Below are 23,763 nucleotides of genomic sequence, written 5' to 3' on the forward strand. Positions count from 1 at the left end.
ACGAGCAGCACGATCCAGATGATCAGCGACAGCCCGGACACCAGGAAAGCGAGAACCAGCATCATCGGCGCGCCTCCTGCCGGGCGCCGGGTTCGGCAAAATCAATGGGGGTCGGGAACAAAACGCCCGAAACGGCACGGGCGGCCGGGTAATACGCGTAAGAATCGACGGTCATCGAATGGCCTTGAAATGAGCGCGACGCCGGGCAGCCGGAGCGGCTGCCCGCGAAACCGCATAGTTTACTGGGTTCCGCACGCGCCAGCGCCGACGCGGCTCTCCCGCAAATGCAACATGGCAGACACAGCACCAAAGCAAGGACGGCCCGATAGAGTTAAAATGCGCGATTAATTCGGGGTTCCGGGGCCTGGCCGGCCGGTTCGTTCCTGCCTTCATAACATCAAGCCGGGGCGAGCGAGCGAGTGCCAGCTCCTCGAACCCCGGCGTCTGTCGTCGGAGTTCGCTCACTTATGCGAGTCATCCTTGCCCAGCCCCGCGGCTTTTGTGCGGGAGTTGTCCGTGCGATCGAGATCGTCGATCGCGCGCTGCAACAGCACGGTGCGCCGGTCTATGTGCGTCATGAGATCGTGCATAACCGGCATGTCGTCGAAAACCTGCGTAATAAAGGGGCGCGATTCGTTGAGGAGCTCGACGAGGTGCCCCACGGCGCTGTCGCGATCTTCAGCGCGCACGGTGTCGCCCAGACGGTCGAGCGCGATGCGGAAACGCGCGGGCTCGACGTGCTCGACGCCACCTGCCCGCTCGTCACGAAAGTGCACGTGCAAGGCCGCCAGTACGTCGCGGCGGGCCGCCGGCTGATCCTGATCGGCCATGCGGGCCACCCGGAAGTCGAGGGTACGATCGGCCAGATTCCGGCAGAGGTGATCCTCGTGCAAAGCGAAGCGGAAGTCGATACGCTGACGCTGCCCGTCGACACGCCGGTCGCGTACATCACGCAGACCACGCTGTCGGTCGACGATACGCGCGGCATCATCGAAGCGCTGCAGCGCCGGTTCACCGACATCGTCGGCCCGGACACGCGCGACATCTGCTATGCCACGCAGAATCGCCAGGCTGCCGTGCGCGAACTGAGCGAACAGGTCGACGTACTGCTCGTGGTCGGTGCGACGAACAGCTCGAACTCGAACCGCCTGCGCGAGATCGGCACCGAAAGCGGTGTGCCGAGCTACCTCGTCGCCGACGGTTCGGAAGTCAAGGCCGAATGGTTCGCGAATGCGACGACCGTCGGCCTGACCGCCGGGGCGTCCGCGCCCGAGGAAATGGTCGAAGATGTAATCGGCGCGTTGCGCGCGCTGGGCCCCGTCGACGTCACGACGATGGCGGGCCGTGAAGAAAAAGTCGAATTCAAGTTGCCGGCGAAGCTCACGCAAGCTGTCGCCCGCGAAGTTTAAGGAGGACATCTCTTGTCTATTCCGCTGCTCCAGCAAGTCCGCGTCGGCGCGTACATCACGCGCCAACACCTGTCCGGCAACAAACGCTATCCGCTCGCGCTGATGCTCGAGCCGCTGTTCCGCTGCAACCTCGCTTGCAACGGCTGCGGCAAGATCGATTACCCGGATCCCATCCTGAACCAGCGCCTGTCCGTCCAGGAATGCCTGGAAGCGGTCGACGAGTGCGGCGCACCCATCGTGTCGATCGCCGGCGGCGAGCCGCTGCTGCACAAGGAAATGCCGGAAATCGTCCGCGGCATCATGAAGCGCAAGAAGTTCGTCTACCTCTGCACGAACGCGCTGCTGATGGAAAAGAAGATGGACGACTACCAGCCGAGCCCGTACTTCGTCTGGTCGGTCCACCTCGACGGCGACGCGCAGATGCACGACCACTCGGTGTCGCAGGAAGGCGTGTACGACAAGGCGGTCGCGGCGATCAAGGAAGCGAAGCGCCGCGGCTTCCGCGTGAACATCAACTGCACGCTGTTCAACGATGCGATCCCCGAGCGCGTCGCGAAGTTCTTCGATACGCTCAAGCCGATCGGCGTCGACGGCATCACCGTGTCGCCGGGCTACGCGTATGAGCGCGCACCGGATCAGCAGCACTTCCTGAACCGCGACAAGACGAAGAACCTGTTCCGCGAGATCCTGAAGCGCGGCGAAGGCGGCAAGCGCTGGTCGTTCAGCCAGTCGTCGCTGTTCCTCGACTTCCTGGCCGGCAACCAGACGTACAAGTGCACGCCGTGGGGCAACCCGGCGCGTACGGTGTTCGGCTGGCAGAAGCCGTGCTACCTGGTCGGCGAAGGTTACGTGAAGACCTTCAAGGAACTGATGGAAGACACGAACTGGGACAACTACGGCGTCGGCAACTACGAGAAGTGCGCGGACTGCATGGTCCACTGCGGCTTCGAGGCGACCGCCGTGATGGACACGATGGCGCATCCGCTGAAGGCGTTCGCCGTGAGCCGCAAGGGCATCAAGACCGACGGCCCGTTCGCACCGGACATTCCGATCGACAAGCAGCGTCCGGCCGAGTACGTGTTCTCGCGCCACGTCGAGATCAAGCTCGAGGAAATCCAGCGCGCCGGCAAGGGCAAGCTGCAGAAGCCGGCGAAGCCGGCAGCCGCCGCCTAAGCGCGTTTCGCCACGCGGGGGCTTTCCCTTCGCGCCGGCGGGAAAAAAAGAAGCGCCACGGAGCCTGCTCCGTGGCGCTTTTGTTTTGGGCCGAGGTGTCGAGTCGCGTTCCGCCGTCACCGTATGGCCACGACAGGCCGCGACAGCCGTGCAATCGCTGCTTCGGCGATTGACGGCGGCCGTGCCGGTGCGGCCGGCCCTGTCTCCTCCAGACTCCCGGCAAAACCGGTGCGACGCTACGCGGCCAGCGATTCGGCCGCGTGCATGCGGATCTTCTCCGCCGCGCCCGCGACGAGCGCCGGCTGGCCGCTCGACGCGAACGCGCAGACGTGCTCCCACAGCTCGGCCAGCCGACGCCGCGTGAGCGTCGTGACGCACGTGTCGTTCGCCGCGAGCACATGCTCGAGCACCGCGCATTCGTCGTCGTGCAACGTCCATGCGCCGCCTTGCGCCGCGCGTGCCACGCCCGCGTCGAGCGCACGCTCGGCGTCGACGCACAGGTCGATGTCGGCATCCGCGCACACCGCATCGTCGAGCGCCAGGAACACCAGGTAGACGCTCGTGCGCAACCGCATCAGCAGCGCCTCGTTGCCATGCCCGCCACGCAGCGCGACGAGCGCCATGTGGCATTTCAGCGAGATGTCGCGTGCATGCACCGGCGGCAGCGGCAGCAACCACTCGCGGGTCAGCGGCACGTGGCGGCGGTGCTTCCGGGAGCCCTTCATGACGGGCTCCCGCTTGCGGGCGCATCGCTCGCCGCGACGGCCGGCCATGCGGTACGGCACGCAACGGCATCACGGTGCGCAAGGCGGCGGTGTTTCGTACGACGTCGCGCGCCGCGCGCATCGTCCCGCCGCTGCGACGCTCGCGCGGCCGGCAGCCGGCGCAGCGCCGGCGCGCGCACGACGCACGCAAATCGGATCGGGCAAGCCATGCTCGTCTCCTGCATCAGAACGTGTTCTCGCCCTTCAGGTAGTACGCGGTCTTCACGAAGAACGCCTTGACCGGATGGCCGCCCTGCGCGTCGCGTGCGGCGCGCGCCTCCATCTCGGCCCGCTCTTCGCGCGACCGGTCCGGCACCGGATTGCGGACACGTTCGAGCGCACGCTGCATCGCGAGCGGATAGTTCTGGTTGCCGGCCGACGTCGCGCGATAGCCTGCGCGCGTCATCTGCATCAGTTGCGCGTTGGTTTCGGCACGCGCCGCCGACCAGCTCGACAACGAGGCATTCGATGCCCCATCGGAAACGGCCGACTGCGCAAAGCTGACGGCGGGCAGCGCAACGAGTGCGCAGGAAAGTACAGCAACGGGAACGAGGGATCGCATAGTGGCCTCCAGATGGTTGTCCCCGCATCGATCATGTTCGACGATGCGTTGAAAGCATCGTATGTCGCGCTGCATGCCGCTTGAATAGCCGATTCCGCAATTGATATTTTCGGCTTCGGAATTCGGTGCGCGAACCACGTCATGCGCGAATCCCTCTCAATCGGAATTTCTTTATTTCATTCAATGCCCTGATCGCATTTGTTCAGACGATCCGAAGCCGTGCATACAGCGCTTTTTCAATTTCCGAAATGACGTGTTGCCGATGCGATCGCAGCGGGCGCACCTTCCGGCAAGGCTTCCGGCGTGATATCGCGCGTGCGGATACCCGCGGATATCTCGAACCGCGGCCTTGCCGGATCAAACGGTTCTCGTGATTCAGGACAAGCATCGCATCCGGATTGCCGGATGGCGACACGACGTGCGCAGCAAGGACGCGCGATAATCGCGCATCGGCCGTTTCGCACGGCACCTCATGCATTCCCATTTTTATCGAGTCCTTCCATGGCTGCCCTCGACACCACCGCCATCCACAGTTGGCATGCGCACGTCTATTTCGATGCGGCCAGCCGCGACGCCGCGTGGGCGTTTCGCCAGGTCGTCGACGAACGGTTCGGCGCGATCATCGAACTCGGCCGCTTTCACGAACGCCTCGTCGGCCCGCACCCGGCGTGGTCGTACCAGATCGCGTTCGACACCGCGCGCTTCGACGAAATCGTGCCGTGGCTCGTGCTGAACCACGGCGCGCTGGATATCTTCCTGCATCCGAATACGGGCGACGAACTGCGCGACCATCGCGACTGCGCAGTGTGGATCGGGAAGTCGTACGTGCTGAATCTCGACGCGCTGGCCGGATAACGGCCGAAAAACAGCAGGAAAGCGCCGCCTTCGCCGCAGCGGCATCCACGTTTCGGGTCGACGTGAAACGTCCCGCGACGGCGCGCTCATACAGTGGGTTCCGTTATCGACACTTCCGGAACCCGCCATGACACACCCCGATGCCGATGCCCGGCACATTTACGAAGGCTGGCACGCGGCCGTCGTCGCACGCGACGTCGATGCGCTGATGGCGCTGTATACCGACGACGCGGTGCTCGAAACGCCGCTGATCGTCGTCACGCTGCCCGATCACGGCTCAGGCGTGCTGCACGGCAAGGCCGCGATCGGCGCGTTCTTCGCGGCCGGCCTGCGCAATCCGGGCAACCGGCTCGGGCGCTGGTACCGCACCGGGCTGTTCTTCTCGAACGGCCGCCAGCTCACGTGGGAATATCCGCGCGCGACGCCGGAAGGCGACCAGGTGGATCTCGTCGAAGTGATGGACCTGCGCGACGGGCTGATCGCGCATCATCGCGTGTACTGGGGATGGGTCGGCTTTCTCGCGCTGCGGGCCGCCGCGCCGGCGCCCGACCACGCATGACGGCCGCCGCGCCGAACCGGGCCGCGGCCCGCCGCGTGCTCGCCGCGACCTGCGTGAGCTACACGCTCGTGCTGCTCGACGCGTCCATCGTCAACGTCGCGCTCACCGATATCGCCCACACGTTCGGCAGCCGCATAGCCGGCCTGCAGTGGATCGTGAATGCGTACACGCTCGCGTTCGCGAGCCTGCTGATGACGGGCGGCACGCTCGGCGACCGACTGGGCGATCGCACCGTCTATGTCGCGGGGCTCGCGATCTTCGTCGCCGCATCCGCGCTATGCGGCATCGCGCCGAGCCTCCCGGCGCTCGCGATCGCCCGCGCGCTGCAAGGCGTCGGCAGCGCGATGCTGGTGCCCTGCTCGCTCGCGCTGCTCAACCGCGCGTTCCCCGAGCCGGCCGCGCGCGCATCGGCAATCAGCCTGTGGATGGGCTGCGGAGGCATCGCGATGGCGTCGGGCCCGCTGATCGGCGGCCTGCTGATCCACCTGTCCGGGTGGCGCAGCCTCTTCTTCGTGAACCTGCCGCTCGGGCTTGCCGGCATCTGGCTCGCCCGCACGGTCACGCGCGCCGCCGGCGACGCGTCGCGACATTTCGACTGGGGCGGCCAGGCCGCGGCCATCGTCGCGATCGCCACGCTGATCGGCACGCTGATCGAAGGCCCGTCGCTCGGCTGGCGCTCGGCGCCGATCGTCGGCGGCGCGGCGACGAGCGCCGTCGCGTGGATCGCGTTCATCGCGATCGAAGCGCGGCGCCGCGAACCGATGCTGCCGCTCGCGTTCTTCCGCAACCGGCTGTTCGCCGGATCGACGTTCGTGTCGATGGCATCGGCGTTCGTGTTCTACGGCTTGCTGTTCGTCCTCAGCCTGTTCTATCGGCAGATCCGCGGCGCGAGCCCGCTCGACACCGGGCTCGCGTTCCTGCCGATGACGGCGATGGTCGCGCTCGGCGGACTGTGCTCGGGCAGGCTCGTGGCACGCTTCGGTGCGCGCGGTTCGATGTGCGCCGCGTTCGCGCTCTACGCGGCCGGCGCGCTCGGCATGACGGGCATCGGTGCGGCGACACCGGCATGGCTCGCCGTCGCACCGATGCTCGCGATCGGCTTTGCATCGGGATTCGTCTCGCCAGCCGCGACGTCGCCGGCGCTCGGGACAGTCGACCGCCGCCGCGCGGGCGTGGCGGCGGCCGCGCTGAACGCGGCGCGGCAGAGCGGGTCGGCGCTCGGTGTCGCGATCTTCGGCGCGTGCGTCGCGACCGTGCAGCCGTTTCAGGTGGCGATGCGGGTGGCGTTGCTGGCCGCCGCGGCGATATCCGCGTCTGCCATGCCGATATGGTGGATCGCGACAAGCACAGGCAAAGCGCCGAAAGTCGGCGCTCACACGGCCGGGATTCGTGTCGCGGAAGGCGAGTAGTTCATTCGCCCGATGCGACAGCGTGTCACGACGAACAGCGCCGCGCGCCGGCGGATCTTCCTGGGCACGCCCCCGGATTCATCGCGATACGTCGACATCCGCGTTGCGAACACGACGGCCTCGCGTGCCGGTGCGATCGTCGATCAGCGAGCGGTCGACGCCGGGCCGGCGGCGGCTGGCACCGCCTTCCGCTCACGCAACGTACATCGCGACACTGACGAACTGGCACAGGCTGCCGGCCAGCACGAACAGATGCCAGATGCCGTGCCCGTGGCGGATGCGTTCGTCGTTGATGAAGAAGTAGATACCCGCGCTGTAGATCAGGCCGCCGGCCACGAGCCACGCGGTGCCGACCGGCGGCAGCGCGTGAATCAGCGGACGTACCGCGACGAGCGCGAGCCAGCCCATCGCCACGTACAGGATCATCGACAGCATGCGCGTGCGCCGCCCGAGCGTCAGTTCCTGCACGATCCCGAACACGGCCAGCCCCCAGCTCACGCCGAACAGCGACCAGCCCCACGGGCCGCGCAGCGTGACCAGCGTGAACGGCGTATAGCTGCCGGCGATCAGCAGGTAGATCGCCGAGTGGTCGCACTTCTGCAGGATGGCTTTCAGGCGCGGGCTACGCACGCTGTGGTACAGCGTCGAGATCGCGTAAAGCACGCAGAGCATCGCGCCGTACACGCTGAAGCTCACCACCTTGTAGGCGTCGCCTTCGAGCGCGCCCATCGTCACCAGTGTTACCAGCCCTGCCACCGATAGCACCGCGCCGACGAGATGGGTAATGCTGTTGAAACGCTCACCGGCATGCACGACGGGCTCCTCCTGTGCGGGTTCATCGGGGTGAATGGTTCACATGATACCGGCCGGGAAACGAAGCCGGGTTGCAGGCAGATCAAACCCGGCACACGGACGGCTCCGCGGCGCAGCGCGCCCGGTGCGTCACGCTCGCCGCCGCTCGGCGAACCGGCGCGCCCCGCCGGGCGGCTCATCCACCATCCACCCTCACCAGCCGTCAACCGTCGCTGTCTGCCGGCGGCGCCCACTCGGCCACGAGCTTCAGCAGGCCGGGAAAGCGCAGATCGAGATCTTCCGTACGCACGCGGCTGCGCCGCTCGAGCCCGTATTGACGCTGGCGCAGCACGCCCGCGTCGCGCAACGCCTTGAAGTGATGGGTGAGCGACGATTTCGGGCGATCGAAGCCGAACCAGCCGCAAGGATGGTCGTAAGCCTCGGATTCCAGCATCAGTTTCCGCACGATCGTCAGTCGCAACGGATCGGCCAGCGCGCCAAGAATGGTTTCGAGCCGCAGCTCGGCGACGTCCGGCTCCGGCAGCGGATCGGGCAAATCCGCAGGTGCCGGCGCGAGGCCGGCCGCCCGTTCAGGGTGGGTGCGTTTCATGTCGGCAAGCATATCACCCTGTACGAGTTTTTTCGAACTAAGCTATAGTTCGAAAAAACTCGTACAAGGAGTGCGTTCATGTCCGACACCGCCGTCCCCCAATCGCGACCCGCGGGCTCGCGTTCCGTGCCCCGCATGGCACACGCCGCCTGGATGGTCACCGCCGTGTTCATGCTGTCCAACTCGCCGACGCCGCTGTACGTTTCGTGGCAGCGCGCACTCGGTTTCTCGTCCGGCACGCTGACCGTCATCTTCGCGCTCTACATCGCCGGCCTGCTGGGTACGCTGCTCGTCGCCGGCCAGCTTTCGGACCGTTACGGGCGCAAGCCGGTCCTGCTGCCCGGCCTCGCCGCGGCGCTGATCGCGTGCGTGTTGTTCGCGACCGCGTCGTCCGTCGCCATGCTCGCGGTCGCCCGCTTGCTGACGGGCATCGCGGTCGGCGTGATCGTGTCGGCAGGCATGGCGTCGGTGATCGATCTCGCGGGCACCGAGCGGCGCAAGGCCGCGCTGCTCGCGTCGGTCGCCATGGTGCTCGGCGCGGGGCTCGGGCCGTTGCTCGCCGGGATTGCCGCGCAAACCGCCGCGCACCCGGTCGCCCTCGTCTTCGGCGTCGAGTTCGTGATCCTGCTGAGCGCGTCGGCCGTCGCCCTGCGGTTGCCGCGCAACCGGCCCGCGCAGGCGCCAGGCGGCGCGCCGCCGCTACGTCTGCCGTCCGTGCCGGTTCACAACCGGCGCCATGTCGCCAGCGGTGTCGCCGTGTTCGGGCCGGGCATCACCGCGACCTCCTTCGTGCTTGCGTTGGGTCCGTCGTTGCTGGCACGCCTGCTTCACGTGCGCAGCCCGCTGCTCGCGGGCGGAATGGCCTGCGCGATGTTCATCGCCGCTACCGGCGTCCAGTTCGTCGCACGGCGCGGATCGATCCGTACGACGTTCGTTGCCGGCACGGTCGCCACCATGCTGTCGATGGTGATGCTGTGCATCGCCGTGCATGCGTCGTCGGCCGCTGTCCTCGTCGCGGCGGCGCTCTTCGCGGGCGCGGGACAAGGCCTCGGGCAGCTCGGCGGCCTGACGCTGATCGGCCTGCACGTACCGGATGCGCGGCGCGCCGAGGCGAACGCCGTCATGAACATCGGCGGCTACCTCCCGGCGGGGCTGATGCCCGTGATGACCGGGTACGCGATCGATCGCGTCGGCTTCACGGCAGGCGCGACCGGTTTCGCCGTCGCCTTGACGCTGATCGCGCTCGCCGCGGGGGCCGCCGCGGTGCTTGCGCTCCGTCACGACGACTGACGGCCGCACGCGACGATATGCGTTGCACGAGCCGGTCGCCTTGCGTCGGCATGAAAAAAGGCGTCATGGCTCTCACGCCATGACGCCTTTTCGTTCTTTCCTGCCGTTTCAACCGCTCAACAGCACTTCCCTGCTCCCGACCCGTACCGCGCATTCTGACGCTCGCGGAAGAATTCCTCGTACGTCATCGGCTCGCGGTCCGGATGGGTCTCGCGGATGTGCGCGACGTAGGTGTCGTAGTCGGGCAGGCCGACCATCAGCCGCAACGCCTGCCCGAGGTAACGCCCCGCGCTGCGCAGGTCGCTGCCAAGATCGCTGAACATCGCGGCCTCCCCTTAACGTCCGCTGCCGAGCGCCTGCGCGGCCGGCATCGCTTCGTACGGCGTCTCGCGCACGGTCGGCTTCGACTCGCGGCGCGCGCGCAGCACGGCGAGCACGCCGTACACCGCGATCGCCACGACGACGAAGATGAACAGCCCGGCCAGCGCCGCGTCGATGTAGTCGTTGAAGATGATCCGCTTCATCTGCGCGATCGACTTCGCCGGCGCGAGCACCTTGCCTTCGTCCACCGCGGCCTGCAGCTTCGCGGCGTGCGCGAGGAAGCTGACCTTCGGGTTCGCGTCGAAAATCTTCTGCCAGCCGGCGGTCAGCGTGCAGATCAGCAGCCACGCGGTCGGCACGATCGTCACCCACGCATAGCGCTCGCGCTTCATCTTGAACAGCACGACGGTGCCGAGCACCAGCGCGATCGCGGCCAGCATCTGGTTCGAGATGCCGAACAGCGGCCAAAGCGTGTTGATGCCGCCGAGCGGATCGACCACGCCCTGGTACAGGAAGTAGCCCCACGCGGCCACGCACAGCGCGGTGGCGACCAGGTTCGCGGGCAGCGACTCGGTGCGCTTGAGCGCCGGGTGGAACGTGCCGAGCAGGTCCTGCAGCATGAAGCGGCCCGCACGCGTGCCGGCGTCGACGGCCGTCAGGATGAACAGCGCCTCGAACAGGATCGCGAAGTGATACCAGAACGCCATCATCGCTTCGCCGCCGATCACCTGGTGCAGGATGTGCGCCATGCCGACGGCCAGCGTCGGCGCGCCGCCCGCGCGCGCGATGATCGTCGCTTCGCCGACGGCCTTCGCGGTCTGCGTCAGCATGTCCGGCGTCAGCACGAAGCCCCACTGCGTGACCGTGTTGGCCACCGCTTCCGGCGTCGAGCCGAGCACGGCCGCCGGTGCGTTCATCGCGAAGTAGATGCCCGGCTCGATCACGCACGCGGCAACCAGCGCCATGATCGCGACGAACGATTCCATCAGCATCGCGCCGTAACCGATGAAGCGCGCGTTGGTTTCGTTGTCGATCAGCTTCGGCGTCGTGCCCGACGAGATCAGCGCATGGAAGCCCGACACGGCGCCGCACGCGATCGTGATGAACAGGAACGGGAACAGGTTGCCCGACCACACCGGGCCCGTGCCGTCGACGAACTTCGTCAGCGCGGGCATCTTCAGTTCCGGCGCGACGACGAGGATGCCGATCGCGAGGCCGAGGATCGTGCCGATCTTCAGGAACGTCGACAGGTAGTCGCGCGGCGCGAGCAGCAGCCACACCGGCAGCACCGATGCGACGAAGCCGTAGCCGATCAGGATCCACGTGAGCTGCGTGCCGGTGAACGTGAACCACGCGGCGAGCGTCGGCGAATCGTGCACGTGCTGGCCGAACGCGATCGACGCCATCAGCAGCACGAAGCCGATGATCGACACTTCGCCGATGCGGCCCGGACGGATGTAGCGCGTGTAGACGCCCATGAACAGCGCGATCGGAATCGTCGCGGCGACGGTGAACGTGCCCCACGGCGAATTGGTCAGCGCCTTCACGACGATCAGCGCGAGCACCGCGAGGATGATCACCATGATCAGGAACGCGCCGAACAGCGCGATCACGCCGGGCACCGTGCCGAGCTCCATCTTGACGAGGTCGCCGAGCGAACGGCCGTCGCGTCGCGTCGAGATGAACAGCACGATGAAGTCCTGCACCGCGCCGGCGAACACGACGCCGGCCAGGATCCACAGCATGCCGGGCGTGTAGCCCATCTGCGCGGCGAGCACGGGCCCGACGAGCGGGCCGGCGCCGGCGATCGCGGCGAAGTGATGGCCGAACAGCACGTACTTGTTGGTCGGCACGTAGTCGAGGCCGTCGTTGTACTTGACGGCCGGCGTCATCCGCAGCCCGTCGAGCTGCATGACCTTGCTGGCGATGAAACGGCTGTAGAAGCGATACGCGATCAGATACACGCAGACTGCGGCGATCACGATCCAGAGGGCACTGACGCGCTCGCCGTGTGCGAGCGCGATCGTGCCGAACGCGAACGCGCCGAGCAGCGCGACCGCAATCCAGAGCAGGGTACTGGAAGCCCGATTCATGGCGTCTCCTGGTCTCCAATGTGTTTTTGAGTGGATGCGGCGAGGCGCCGAACCCGCGTGACGTCGATGCGTCGTGCCGCGGTCTCGCAAAGGCCGCGGCGATGGGCCGTAGTATTCCGTGTGACCGGGGAGGCTTACAAGCGGTTAACTACGTACGCGGAGCTACGTAGAATTACGTAGAACTGCGTTCCGGCCGAACCGTGCGTGAGACTCCGGCAGGCATTGATCGCTGCGCCCGGTTTGCTGCCCAGGAGCGAGGAAACCGGCACCTCGCCGTGCGCAACGGGGCCGCGAGCAGGCGCACCACCGTGCCGATGCCGGAATTCCGGCCATCGCACGCGCGGCAGCCGGACGGGTGCTTCGCTGCCCGTCCGGCGCGCGCCCTCGATCATTTGACCTTGCACTGCGCATGCATGTTGGCCACCCCGAATTCGCGCCACGGGCCCCATTCGCCGCCCTGGCCGGGCACGTCGCCCAGCACCCACCAGCCGTTCATCCAGCGCTTGCCGGCGTAAGCGACCTTCTGGCAAGGGGCGGCGTAGGTCCGCTTCGGATCCCATGACTCGACCGCCTCGCCGGCATCGGCCTGGACCGTCACACGGTGCGTGGCCACGGACTGGCGGTTCAGCGCATCGGTCACCGTCACGCGGAAGTCATATCCGCGCTCGCTCCCGGCCTTCGGCGCGACGAAACTCGCCGTCGCCCCCTGCTGGCTGAGCTGCACGCCGGGCGGGCTCGTCCACGCGTACGACAGGCCCTTCCCGGTCGATTGCGCGCTCGACAACGTGACGCGTTCGCCGCACACGGCCCGTGTCGGGCCGGCGATCGACGCGCCCGGCGGCGCAATCGCCTCCTGCGCCTTCACCTTGAGCACGTGCGTCGTGCCGGCCGCATACCCGTTGCCGTTGATCACGGTCAGCCCGAACGCGTACTCGCGATCCCGGTCGGCCGGCGGGACGACCACGCTCGCACGGCTGCCGTTCTGCTCCAGCGCGACGCCGGCCGGCGCGCTCCATCGGTATCGCAGGCGATCGCCGACCGATGCGTCGCCGGACAACGTGACCGTTGTGTTCGCATCGGCTTGCGCGGGCCCCGTGATGGCGGCCTCCGGCAGCAGCACGCCATCGTTCTTCACGGTGACCACGGCGCCGTCCGGCCCGACCGAGTTCACCGTGACGATCTTGCCGGACAGCGTGTCGTGCAGCGCGTGACCCGGCATCAGCGGGGCATCCTTCATGCCGCCGGCGCTGCCGGGCGTCGTATCCACCAGCGTATTCTTCAGCGAGCTGCCCTGGTACCGGACAGTCCTCACGATCACGCCGTTGACGAACGGATCGTCCGCCTTCCAGTCGTCGAAACCGCGCAGCGGCTGCCGGAATTCGAGCCACAGCTGCGTGCCGTCGCTGCGCGCGATGCGATAGCCTTTCGCACCCGCCTGGTCGCCGAACAGCGGCATCAGCCTGTAGGTCCCGGACTCGCGAATTTCCGGCACCTGGGCTTGATCGAGCCAGCCGGAGAACAACTGGTAGCTGCCGGGATAAAGGCGACGGCCGCCGCCGCCGACGGTGTCGGACGGATCGTCGACCTTGCCCGTGCGGCACGCGGCACCCACCTGCACCGTGCCGCCGACGGTCGGGCAGTCGATCAGCGAATCGGGGTGGGACGCGCCGAGCGAATGACCGAATTCGTGTGTCCACATCCAGTATCCGTGGCCATTGCCGTTCGACAGGATCCAGTTGCCCGGCTGCGCCGCCAGCCCCGCCCAGCCGCAGCTGCCGAGCTTCGAGAAATCGACGAGCAGGTAGTCGAATCGCGCCGGATCGGTGCCCTGCGCCAGCGCGGCCTTGCGGGCCGAGTCGAGCAACGCACCCGAGCTGCAGGTCGCCGGGCGGGCGCCCAGGTCGACGTCGCCGAGCACGGTCCCGCCCAGCGTGGCCTTGCCGTGGGACGCCACTTCGATATAGCGGCGCAGCGACGAATAGTCGTCGCCGTCGCCGAACACGGCCTTGCGGATGATCCCGGGATCGTTCGCCGCGGCGTTGCTGAAGTGCGCGGTCAATACCAGCGCCGTCCTGTTGCCCACCAGCGGGCGCTGCGGCGGCGCAAACGTCGCCGCCGACACCCACGCCGCCGATGCCTCGCCGCGGGCGAACTGCATCGCGACGCCCTGGGTCCCGGCCCGGATCGCGAGCACTTCGTCCCGCCCCGTCGAGATCCGGTGCGCGTTCAGCATGCCAAGACGGCCGGCCGGCCCCGTCTCGAAGCGCCACTGGGACATCTTCGCGTCGCCGCCGGCGCACGCGTCGATCGACACGCCGCCCATGCCGGTATTGCCGGCCCGGGTGCGCAGGCACATGTCCTGGCCGCGCGCCTGCGTGGCCCCGGCATTGCGGATCTGGTAATACCCCGCGCCCGGCACGAACGCCCAGTCCTGCGCGGCGGCGCCGTCGCAGGCCGCGACGACGGGATCGGCGTTGCCCGGCTGCCACGCGAGGCATTGCTCGACACCGTCCTGGTAGTGCTTGATCGGCGCGTACGCGGGAGCGGCGGATGCGCCGGACGGTGCCAGGATGGCCGCGACGGCCGCGGACAGCGCGGTCAGTGCGAAGGCATGGCTAAGGTTCTTCACGATCATGGCATGGCAAGGCGCAAACGGCGCGAATGGAAAGGAATCCGCATTGTTGCGACGCCCCGCTCCCCGCTCAAACATCCTCAACCCATTCTCAACGCGCCGCCCGGCGCCGCCGGTTTCGTTCCGGAGCGATTTCGCCCCGCCGCCTGCTCCCGAACGGCGCAAACAACGCTAGACTCTCCCGACGGGAAAACCCGCATGGCGCGAACCGGCAAGCATCGTTTGCCCGGGGCGCCCGGCGCTGCAGCATCCCGGTCGACATCCAACAACATCTTGTTCGAGGAAACGCCGCCCTATGCTCGACAGGCTCCGCCAGGTTCCGGGAATCGCAGCGTCGGCACGCCCGTCCACATGGCTGCTGCTGACCGGCGTCGCCGCGCTTGCGGCACTGAGCTGCACCGCCGCCGTCGAGACGCTTCTCTCGCCCGTGGATCGACTCTACTGGCACGCCGTTTCATCCGGCATCGATCGCGGGCCGCGCGACAAGGTCGCGGTGATCATGGTCGACAAGAAGACGCTCGCCGAACTGGGCGGCAGCGGGAGCTACACGCGCACGGCCTATGCGGGGGTGCTGGATCGCGTCGCCGGCGCATCGAGCGTCGTCCTCGACATGACGATGATCTCGCCGGCGCAGGACGACGGGGTGCTGGCGGCCGCGATCGCGAGGCACGGCCGCGTGGTCTTGCCCGCCCAGATGTCGCCGGTTCACGACAGGGCCGATACCGTGATCCTGCCGGCGCGGTCGCTGCGGGAAGCGGCCGCGGCGATCGGCCAGCGCAGCATCGTGCTGGGCAGCGACCATCTGGTGCAGGGCATCGTGCCCTACGTCAAAAGCAGCAGCGGCGACGAAATTCCTCATGTCGGCCTGCAGGCGATCCGCGTCGCCAACGTGCCGCTGCCGGACAGCGACGTGCGTCGCCACGTGCAGCCGCATGTCACCCGGATGGGAAGAGTCGAAGACGGCACGATCCTGCTGGGCCTTCCGTTGCGCTTCGACCTCGCGAGCTACTCGTTCGTCGACGTGCTGAAGGGCCGCGTGCCCGCGTCGGCATGGCGCGACCGCATCGTGTTCATCGGCGACGGGATGTCCGAGATGACGGGCGTGTTCTATCTGTCGACGAGAAGCGGCGGAAGGGTGAAGCGCGTCGAGGTCGATGCGCTCGCCACCGAAGCGTTGCTCGACGGGCACCTGATGCGGCGCGTGCCGGCCGGGATCCAGCTGGTCGTCAGCATGGCGGTCGCGATCGGCATGCTGCTGATCTGCTTGCTCGTGCCGGGCCGACGCATGTACGGATTCGCGCTGGCGTGGCTGGCTGCCTACGTCGCCGGCGAAACGGCGCTGCTCGTGTACGGCGCATACTGGACACCGGTCGGGCCGTCGCTTGCCGTGTGCGTGACGATCTTCGCCGTCTGCGGCTGGCGGCGCGCAGGCAGCCTGCGCGCCGCGCTGATGAAGGAATACCGCGGGTTGCGCGGGCTGGCGGGCCGGCACACGTTCGCGGGCCTTGCGCAAACGGGCGACGCCGACGATGCGGCGCCGACGGACGACGACGTCGCGCAGGCGATGTCGCGCATCCGCGAATGGCAGTCGACCTACGTCGACGTGATCCATACGCTGCCTTATCCCATCTTCGTCGAACAGGACGGCAGCCTGCTGATGTGCAACGAACGCGGCAACGCGATGCTGAAATCGATCGACGTCGACAGCGATGCGGCCGCCCGGCAGGTGATCGGCATCGCCTACGACAACATCCTCGCCGCGAAGAAAACCGGGCGGATCCACTCGGCCGAACTCACGCTGAACGCGCGCACGCACATGATGATGGTGACGCCGTTCGGCGACGGCGATCGTCATCGCTCCACGGCCAGCATGATCTGCCTCGTCGACATCCACAACATCACGGCGGCGGTCGAAAGCGACCGCATGACACTGCGCCACATGGCGCACGATCTTCGCAATCCGCTCTCGACCGTGCTGTCGCTGCTCGAGCAGCACAGCGCCGCCGACGGTTCGACCGATCCCGATTTCCTCGCGGACCTGCACAAGCTCGTCGACTACAGCCTGCGCGTCGCGCAGGATTTCACCCAGCTCTCGCGCGCGGAGCATCTCGACCAGGGCGCCTACATACCGGTGTCCGCGAGCGACCTGGCGATGGAAGCGGTCGATCAGGTCTGGCACAGTGCGGGCGCGAAGCGGATTCGCGTCGACGGTCCGCATGAAGACGGCGACGAAGCGTTCGTGCTCGGCAATCGCGACATGCTGCTCCGCGCGCTGACCAACCTGCTCGACAACGCCATCAAGTATTCGGACGAAGGCACGGTCGTCGACGTATGGATCACCTCCGACGAGCGCCACGTCTCCATCGCCGTGGCGGACAACGGCATCGGCATCCCGGCCGAGGCGATGCCGCGGCTGTTCGAGCCGTTCTTCCAGGTGGACGGCACGTATCGCGATGCAAGCGGCGGCGTCGGGCTCGGGCTGCCGTTCGTCAAGACGGTCGTCGAGCGCCATGGCGGATCGATCGACGTGACGTCCGCGCCACGGCAAGGCAACCGCTTCACCGTGCACTTGCCGATGACCCGCGCGGGCACGGACGACGCCGCATAGCGGCCCGGCGGCCGCCGGAAACAAAAAACCCTCGCACGAGGCGAGGGCCGGGCCGGCATCGGTCGATGCCGGTTCGAGGATACGGGTTCGACGCCGGCCCGGGCATGCAGCGCGGGCCGGCGTAACCGGGGAGCGGGCGTCAGTCCTTGTGTTCCTCCCAGGCCTGATCCCACGCGGTGCCCTTGCCGGGCTCGTAGGCCCAGGCAGCCATCGAGCACCAGTTGGTGTACGGGAACGGCTTGCAACGGTACAGCTTGCCGTTGTTCGACACGATGTCGCCGGCGCCGTACTTGGTGCCTTCCTTGTACTGCGGATGGTCGCCGCCGCCGTTGCCACCGTTGCCGCCGTTGCCACCGTTGCCGCCGTTGCCGCCGTTGCCACCGTTGCCACCGTTGCCGCCGTTGCCGCCGTTGCCGCCGTTGCCGCCGTTGCCGCCATTGCCACCGTTGCCGCCGCCTTCACCGTTGCCGAAGATCGTCCACGCATCGCTCCACGCGAAGCCCTTGCCCGGTTCGTAGGCCGCCGGCGCACCCGAGCACCAGCCGCTGTACGGGAACGGCTTGCACTGGTACAGCTTGCCCAGGTTCGACACGACGTCGCCGGCCTTGTACTGCGTCCCGGCCTTGTAGGCCGGGTACTGGCCGCCTTCGCCACCGCCGCCGTTGCCGCCACCACCGTTGCCGCCGCCCCCATTGCCGCCGCCCGTCTCCGTCGCCTTCACGAGTACCGTGTGCTGAGCGGTGGACGACAGCTTGCCGTCGCCGACCTTGACCGAGAACGTGAACGACTGGTCCTTCGCAAGCTTCGGCGCGGTGAAGCGCAGCGTCGCGCCGGAAGGCTGCACGTCGATGCCGGACGGAGCCGTCCACTGGAACGTCAGTTTGTCGCCGTCCGGATCGGTCGATTTCTCGGCCGACAGGGCCACGGCCTGACCGCCTTCCGCCTGCGCCGGGCCGCTGAGTCGCGCGACCGGCGGACGGTTTTCGGCCGGCGGCGGCTCGACCGACGCTTCGGCCTGCGCGGTCACGACGACCTGCGCGGCACTCTTCAGCCCGGCCGGGTCGGTCACCGTCACGCGGAACGTGTAGCGGGTGTCCTGCTTGACCGCCGGCACGTCGACCGTCGCCTTCGCACTGTCCGGACTGCCGATCTTCAGCGGATCGCCGCCGATCTGTTCCCACTTGAAGGTCAGCTTGTCGCCGTCGGGATCGCGCGACTTCGACGCGTCGAGCGTCACCGTCTGCGGCCCGGTGACCGTCATGGCCGCCCCCGCGTTCGCGATCGGCGGACGATTCTCCGCGCCGCTTCCGCCGTCGCCGTGGCCGAGACCTTCGTGCATCGCGTTCAGGATGTCGCCGTTGTCCGCGTCGATTTCCCACGAGAACATGCCGCCCAGCTGCTGCTTGCGCACGTAGTCGCCCTTGGCGTTCACCGAGCGCGGATCGTCGAACGTGAGGAGTTCGCCCGTGCTCTTGTTGAACACGTACGGTGCCTCGGCCGTCTGATCGTAGTGGTACTCGTAGCCGTTGATGCCCGCGTTGTTCGGGCCGATCATCTCCGCCTTGAGCTTCTTGTAGTCGAGAATGCCGGCTTCCCACTGCCCCTTGTGCGGCCCCTTCGCGGTGCCGGTGAACGGATTGCCGTCGGTGTAGCCCGATACGCCGGTCCAGCCGCGGGCGTATGCCGCCGCGCCGACGGGGAGCTTCTTCGGATCGACGCCCTGAGCAAGCAGCGCCTTGATCGAATTGTCGGTCGTGTACTTGGTATCCGGTCGCCACGCGGGCGCGTGCAGTGCCGTCTGGTGACCCAGCTCCGTCAGGCTGAACGCACCGTAGTAGTCGTACGTCATGTCGAAGATGTAGTCCATGTACTTCGTGGCTTCCTTGTAGTTCACCACGTCGATCTTGTCCTTGCCCGCGCCGATCGCCGACGTCAGCTCGTAGGTCTTGCCTGTGTCCGCCGACACGCGGTCGAGCATCTGCCGCAGTTCCTTCATCAGCGTCACATACAGCGCGCCGTCCGTCTGCGGATTGCCGATCGCGCCGTTCGCGCCCTTGCCGCCCGGGAATTCCCAGTCGATGTCGACGCCGTCGAAGAACTTCCAGGTGCGCAGCAACTGCTCGGTCGAATCGACGAACACCTTGCGCTTGGCCGGGTCGTGCAGCTGGAAGAACGGATCGGACAGCGTCCAGCCGCCGATCGACGGCAGGATCTTGAGGTCCGGATTGCGTTTCTTCGCGGCCATCATCTGGCCAAGCACGCCCTTGAGCTTCGAGTTCGCGGTCTGGCCGGGCAGCGTCATGCCGATTTCGCCCCACGTATCGTGGATCGCCACGCTGAAGTCGGGCAGCCCCGCGCACGTCTGCTGCAGTGCGCGGAACGAATTCGGCACGTCGCGCGCGAGCGACGTGTTGATGTTCTCGCCACCGCAGATCGGCACGAAGCCGTACAGCATGTGCGTGAGGTTCTCGACCGGCACGTTGTCGACGTTGAACTTGCGGTCGTAGACCGACCACGTCGCGATGTAGGTGCCGACCACCGAGCCGGACGTGTTCTTGAAACGCTTGTGCGCCTTGCTCGCGTTGTCGGGCAGCGTATCGGCCAGTTCCGGAATCGTGTCGAACACGACCACGTCGATCGGCGCGCTGTCCGTCGACGCGCCGTTCGCGTCGATCACCCGGACCTGCATCTTCTTCACGCCCGGCGTCTTGACGTTGGCGATGACGGTGCCGCTCTGGGTGCCGCCAGGCGTCAGCTTGAGTTCCGACGTGGCATCGACCGCGCCGTCGACTACCGCGACCGCCTTCACGGCCGTTCCGTTGCTCCAGATGTCGAACGGCAGCGGCACGTCGACCTTCTTGTTGAGCTTGACGAGGTCCTTGTAGGGCGCGCTGCCCGCTCTCTGCAGATCGATCTCGACGAAACCGTGCGGCTTCGACGTGATTTCGTATTGCTTGAGACTGGGCTTGCCGGGAGCGGCGAACGCAGCGTTCGCGAAACACAGCGCGCTGGCCGTGGCGATCGTCGCGAATGCAAGCGTCTGGGTGCGGCCGGATGCAACGCCGATACGCGACGGATTGAGGTTGAGTTTATTCAGGCGCAATTTGATCGTCATCCTTGAGAAATTGAAAGAGTGTCTGAATCGACCGTCGCATTGTTTTTTCCCCGCCGCCCCGCGCCAATCAATCTCAAGGATGTCTCAAGAAATGCCGGCTTTTCGGAAACCGGAAGCCGGATTCTTGATGAATCGTTCAGGAAGATTCCCGCCCCCGCCGCGCTCGCGGAAACTGCAACCCGTGTCGCATCCCACCCGATGCACGACGCGCAAACGCCGGGCACCGTGCCGGCTTCGATCAACCGCTCTTTCGAAAGCAGTACCGACAGATACGATCCATCTCCTACACACCATGAACAAACACACCGCGAGCCGAACGCTCTTCAAACTTTCGCCGCTGGTCGCATGCGCATCCATGTTCTTCGCGCAACATGCGTTCGCGCACGGCTACCTCTCCGATCCGCCGTCGCGCAACCTGATGTGCAGCTCGAAGCAGGGCCCGGCGCAAAACTTCAACTGCGGCTCGGTCACATGGGAACCGCAAAGCGTCGAAGGCAAGCAGGGCTTCCCTCAGGCCGGTGCGCCCGACGGACAGTTCGCAAGCGGCGGCGTCGTGCAGTTCAGCGAACTGAACGAGCAATCCGTCGACCGCTGGAAAACCAACGACATCAAGCCGGGCGCGCAGCAGTTCAAGTGGACGTTCACAGCGCCGCACGTGACGAAGAACTTCAAGTACTACCTGACGAAGCAGGGCTGGAACCCGAACCTGCCGCTGACGCGCGACCAGTTCGACCTGACGCCGTTCTGCACGGTCGACGGCGGCATGCAGAAGGCCGACGCGATCGGGCCGCACAACTGCACGATTCCGTCGGACCGCACCGGCCATCACGTGATGCTGAGCACGTGGCACGTCGGCGACACGGCCGGCATGTTCTACAACGTGGCCGACCTCAACATCAAGGCGGACGGCGGCCCGACCGACCCGGGCAAGCCGAGCTGGTCGTCCGTCGGCACCATCGCGCCGACCGTCGACCTGAAGGCCGGCGACAAGGTCATGAACCGCGTGTTCAAGTCGGGCGGCGAAGTACCGTCGATGAAGACGACCGTCACGATCGGCACGGCCGAACAGGGCGAACGCAACATGTGGCCGATGCTGCTCGCGAAGGAAATCAACCGCGTGCAGTCGGCCAGCCTGCTGGCAGGCATCGAGCGCGACGGGCGCATCGAGCCGGGGCTGGGCGCGAACAACGTGTTCGCCAAGAGCGGCAGCGGCATCGTGCGCACGGAGACGACGGTCGAGAAGAAGCCGGAATCGGGCATCGACGAAGGTTTCAGCGTCACGAGCAACCCGGAATTCAAGATCGAGAACGGCAAGGCCACCGCGAAGTTCTTCCTGAAGTTCAATCACGCGAAGGACACCAGCGTCACGATGAAGGTGTACGACGCGGCCAATTCGCTGGTCGGCTCGAAGTCGGCAACGATGCGGATGCAGGGCGACCTGAGCGTCGACATCGCGAATGCGAAGGCCGGCGCGCACACGGCCGTGGCGACGTCGCAGATCGAAGGCGGCACGCTGAAGCAGGAAACCGTCACGTTCAAGCTGACCGGCGGCACGGGCGGCGGCGAAGGCGCGCAGTGCCAGGCCGCGTGGAAGCAGGGCACGGCCTATACGGGCGGCGCGAAGGTGCAGCACAACGGCCGCACCTACGAGGCGCGCTGGTGGACCCAGAACGACGTGCCGGGCTCGCCCGCGACGACCGGCGCCGATCACACCGGCAAGGTCTGGAAGGATCTCGGCGCATGCAGCAAGTAAGGATTCCCGCATGAATCCCGCGAGCCGCGCGCCAACGGCGTGCGGCTCGCCCGTCCTCGACGGGTGCATGCGCGGCGTGTTTCGAAGTTTGTTGAGACATCCTTCATGAAAATTGCGGCGCCTGCATCGCGTTTGCAAAATGACGTTATCAAACGGCGCTCGGGCCCGAACAAGCCCCCTTCCCCACAGCGCGCCATTCATCAGTCGTCCGCAATACGACGACACTCCGACCCGCGAATCGCGTCGGAACTTAAACCGAGGGCATACAACGTGAAATCGAACTATCCGAAATGGACGAAGAAGCGAGGCCAGCGTGGCTTCACCTTGCTCGAATTGCTGGTGGTGCTGCTGATCATCGCGCTGCTGGCAGGTTATGTCGGCCCGAAACTCTTTTCGCAGGTCGACAAGGCGAAGGTCCGCTCGACCGAATCGCAGATGAAGACGCTCGGCGACGCGGTCACGCAGTTCAGGCTCGACACGGGCCGCTATCCGAGCGCCGACGAAGGGCTCGATGCGCTGGTCAAGCAGCCGCAGAACACCGACGGGTGGAACGGCCCCTATCTCGCGAAGGCCGTGCCGAAGGACGGCTGGGGCCGGGCCTATCAGTGGAACGTGCCGGGCCGCGACGGCGAGGCGGAGATCGTGTCGCTCGGTCGGGACGGTCGTGTCGGAGGGAGCGGCAACGATGCGGACCTCGTCTACGGCATGTAAGGGCCTGCGTCGCTGGACCGTCGCGGCGGCGATCGCCGTCTGCGCGTCCGGCGCCGCAGCCAAGGATTGCTTTACCCAGGCAGGCGAGCGGCACGGCATCGATCCGCTCCTGCTCGTCGCGATCGCGAAAGTGGAATCGTCGCTGAATCCTCGCGCGATCAATTACAACCGCAACGGCACCTACGACATCGGGCTGATGCAGATCAACAGCTCGCACCTGCCGCGATTGATCAAGACAGGCGTCACGCACGGGCGCCTGATCAACGAGCCCTGTACGTCGATCGACACCGGCGCGTCGATTCTCGCCGGCTTCATCGAACGGCACGGCTACACATGGAATGCCGTCGGCGCCTACAACGCCGGATCGTCGGCGAAGCGCGAACCGGTGCGCAAATCGTATGCGACCAAGGTCTGGCGCGAGTACCAGACGCTGACCAGCAATCGCGTCGCCAGCTCGGCGTTGCTCGACGAATGGCGGAGGTAGCCATGCAATCGTTTCAGGTTCGGGTGCTTGCCGACGGCAAGGTCGCCCTGCAGACGATCGAAGCAGCGAGCGAAGCGGACGTGCGGGCCCGGATCGCGGCGCAAGGCGGTGTCGCGCTCGACATTCGCCGCGCACGCCTCGCCAGACGCAAGCGCGCACCGAAATTTGCGCTCGCGCTGTTCCTCCAGGAACTGTCGACGCTGCTCGATGCGGGCCTCGTGCTGATCGAAGCGCTCGAGGCGCTGCGCGACAAGAACGATGCCGGCAAGGCGTCGAAGCAGGTGATCGACCGGATCCTGTCGGTGATGTATCAGGGGCAGCCGTTATCCGCGGCGCTTGCGCGACAGCCCGACGTCTTTCCGGGGCTGCTCGTCGCGACGATCGCGTCGTCGGAAGACAGCGGCCAGTTGCCCGCCGTACTGAAGCGCTACCAGCAATACGAAGTGCGGATCGAGCAGATCCGCAAGCGGGTCACCGGCGCGCTGATTTATCCGGCGGTCGTGATCGGCGTCGGCATCGCGATCCTGCTGTTCATGGCCTTTTTCGTGATTCCGCGTTTCGCGGTGGTGTTCGAGTCGCTGACCACGCTGCCGCCGACCGCGCAGGTGATGCTCTGGTGGGCG

General features: G+C 66.8%; 19 protein-coding genes. 11 read left to right on the plus strand and 8 right to left on the minus strand.

The features are described 5' to 3' along the window. Positions 1 to 467: 467 nt before the first annotated feature. Both ispH and hpnH read left to right on the plus strand, forming a co-directional pair. Positions 468 to 1,409 carry a 4-hydroxy-3-methylbut-2-enyl diphosphate reductase gene (gene ispH / locus ABY44_RS07140; RefSeq protein WP_027790309.1) on the plus strand — a complete coding sequence of 314 codons (942 nt, stop codon included), beginning with the start codon at positions 468 to 470 and terminating at the stop codon, positions 1,407 to 1,409. Positions 1,410 to 1,421: 12 nt separating this feature from the next. Further along, positions 1,422 to 2,582, plus strand: a complete 1,161-nt coding sequence (gene hpnH, locus ABY44_RS07145; RefSeq protein WP_021158681.1) for an adenosyl-hopene transferase HpnH — start codon at positions 1,422 to 1,424, stop codon at positions 2,580 to 2,582. A gap of 236 nt (positions 2,583 to 2,818) precedes the next feature. Here the strand turns inward: hpnH and ABY44_RS07150 are convergent, their stop codons facing one another. Beyond that, a complete protein-coding gene (locus tag ABY44_RS07150; RefSeq protein WP_042974196.1) occupies positions 2,819 to 3,307 on the minus strand; it encodes a hypothetical protein in 489 nt (162 codons plus the stop codon). Positions 3,308 to 3,530: 223 nt separating this feature from the next. Beyond that, on the minus strand, positions 3,531 to 3,908 hold the full coding sequence (locus ABY44_RS07155) for a hypothetical protein (protein WP_027790307.1): 378 nt from the start codon (positions 3,906 to 3,908) through the stop codon (positions 3,531 to 3,533). 501 nt (positions 3,909 to 4,409) lie between these two features. Here ABY44_RS07155 and ABY44_RS07160 point away from each other — a divergent pair. The 3 genes from ABY44_RS07160 to ABY44_RS07170 all read left to right on the plus strand — a co-directional run bounded on the left by ABY44_RS07160 (position 4,410) and on the right by ABY44_RS07170 (position 6,731). Continuing rightward, positions 4,410 to 4,763: a DOPA 4,5-dioxygenase family protein gene (locus ABY44_RS07160; RefSeq protein WP_060067921.1), complete on the plus strand. Its 354-nt coding sequence runs from the start codon at positions 4,410 to 4,412 to the stop codon at positions 4,761 to 4,763. A gap of 127 nt (positions 4,764 to 4,890) precedes the next feature. Next, positions 4,891 to 5,322: a nuclear transport factor 2 family protein gene (locus tag ABY44_RS07165; RefSeq protein ID WP_059708785.1), complete on the plus strand. Its 432-nt coding sequence runs from the start codon at positions 4,891 to 4,893 to the stop codon at positions 5,320 to 5,322. Continuing rightward, the gene (locus ABY44_RS07170) at positions 5,319 to 6,731 is read left to right on the plus strand and encodes an MFS transporter (protein WP_431641040.1); all 1,413 of its coding nucleotides are present in this window, start codon (positions 5,319 to 5,321) and stop codon (positions 6,729 to 6,731) included. Before ABY44_RS07165 ends, ABY44_RS07170 begins: the two co-directional genes overlap by 4 nt. Positions 6,732 to 6,923: 192 nt before the next feature. Here the strand turns inward: ABY44_RS07170 and trhA are convergent, their stop codons facing one another. Beyond that, the gene (trhA, locus tag ABY44_RS07175) at positions 6,924 to 7,544 is read right to left on the minus strand and encodes a PAQR family membrane homeostasis protein TrhA (RefSeq protein ID WP_021158676.1); all 621 of its coding nucleotides are present in this window, start codon (positions 7,542 to 7,544) and stop codon (positions 6,924 to 6,926) included. Between the two features lie 202 nt (positions 7,545 to 7,746). Continuing rightward, entirely contained in the window at positions 7,747 to 8,133 is a 387-nt protein-coding gene (locus tag ABY44_RS07180; protein ID WP_088611426.1) for an ArsR/SmtB family transcription factor, read from the minus strand. 78 nt (positions 8,134 to 8,211) lie between these two features. Here ABY44_RS07180 and ABY44_RS07185 point away from each other — a divergent pair, with 78 nt between their 5' ends. Further along, positions 8,212 to 9,423 (plus strand): MFS transporter, encoded by a 1,212-nt coding sequence (locus ABY44_RS07185; protein ID WP_330996599.1) that lies wholly within the window; start codon positions 8,212 to 8,214, stop codon positions 9,421 to 9,423. A 116-nt stretch (positions 9,424 to 9,539) separates the two neighbouring features. On the opposite strand, the gene ABY44_RS07190 is transcribed toward ABY44_RS07185, so the two are convergent. From ABY44_RS07190 to ABY44_RS07200, 3 genes are all read right to left on the minus strand, one after another. Further along, the gene (locus tag ABY44_RS07190) at positions 9,540 to 9,746 is read right to left on the minus strand and encodes a YbdD/YjiX family protein (protein ID WP_060174036.1); all 207 of its coding nucleotides are present in this window, start codon (positions 9,744 to 9,746) and stop codon (positions 9,540 to 9,542) included. 12 nt (positions 9,747 to 9,758) lie between these two features. Next, a complete protein-coding gene (locus ABY44_RS07195; protein ID WP_431641041.1) occupies positions 9,759 to 11,837 on the minus strand; it encodes a carbon starvation CstA family protein in 2,079 nt (692 codons plus the stop codon). 388 nt (positions 11,838 to 12,225) lie between these two features. Further along, on the minus strand, positions 12,226 to 14,472 hold the full coding sequence (locus ABY44_RS07200) for a carbohydrate-binding protein (protein ID WP_081072786.1): 2,247 nt from the start codon (positions 14,470 to 14,472) through the stop codon (positions 12,226 to 12,228). Positions 14,473 to 14,764: 292 nt separating this feature from the next. On the opposite strand from ABY44_RS07200, the gene ABY44_RS07205 reads away from it, so the two are divergent. Beyond that, the gene (locus ABY44_RS07205) at positions 14,765 to 17,077 is read left to right on the plus strand and encodes an ATP-binding protein (protein WP_431641042.1); all 2,313 of its coding nucleotides are present in this window, start codon (positions 14,765 to 14,767) and stop codon (positions 17,075 to 17,077) included. 139 nt (positions 17,078 to 17,216) lie between these two features. Here the strand turns inward: ABY44_RS07205 and ABY44_RS07210 are convergent, their stop codons facing one another. Further along, complete coding sequence (locus tag ABY44_RS07210; protein WP_431641043.1) at positions 17,217 to 20,192, minus strand: glycosyl hydrolase family 18 protein; 2,976 nt, start codon at positions 20,190 to 20,192, stop codon at positions 17,217 to 17,219. A 292-nt stretch (positions 20,193 to 20,484) separates the two neighbouring features. On the opposite strand from ABY44_RS07210, the gene gbpA reads away from it, so the two are divergent. The 4 genes from gbpA to ABY44_RS07230 all read left to right on the plus strand — a co-directional run. After that, entirely contained in the window at positions 20,485 to 21,945 is a 1,461-nt protein-coding gene (gbpA, locus tag ABY44_RS07215) for an N-acetylglucosamine-binding protein GbpA (protein ID WP_060174040.1), read from the plus strand. 270 nt (positions 21,946 to 22,215) lie between these two features. After that, positions 22,216 to 22,656: a type II secretion system major pseudopilin GspG gene (gene gspG / locus ABY44_RS07220; protein WP_027790298.1), complete on the plus strand. Its 441-nt coding sequence runs from the start codon at positions 22,216 to 22,218 to the stop codon at positions 22,654 to 22,656. Further along, positions 22,631 to 23,140 (plus strand): lytic transglycosylase domain-containing protein, encoded by a 510-nt coding sequence (locus ABY44_RS07225; RefSeq protein ID WP_027790297.1) that lies wholly within the window; start codon positions 22,631 to 22,633, stop codon positions 23,138 to 23,140. The genes gspG and ABY44_RS07225 overlap by 26 nt, the downstream gene beginning before the upstream one ends. Positions 23,141 to 23,142: 2 nt before the next feature. Beyond that, on the plus strand, positions 23,143 to 23,763 hold a 621-nt coding region (locus tag ABY44_RS07230; protein ID WP_431641044.1), incomplete at its 3' end, for a type II secretion system F family protein.

It is taken from the genome of Burkholderia sp. ZZQ-2 (assembly GCF_050768715.1).
In the GTDB taxonomy this organism is placed as follows: domain Bacteria; phylum Pseudomonadota; class Gammaproteobacteria; order Burkholderiales; family Burkholderiaceae; genus Burkholderia; species Burkholderia cepacia.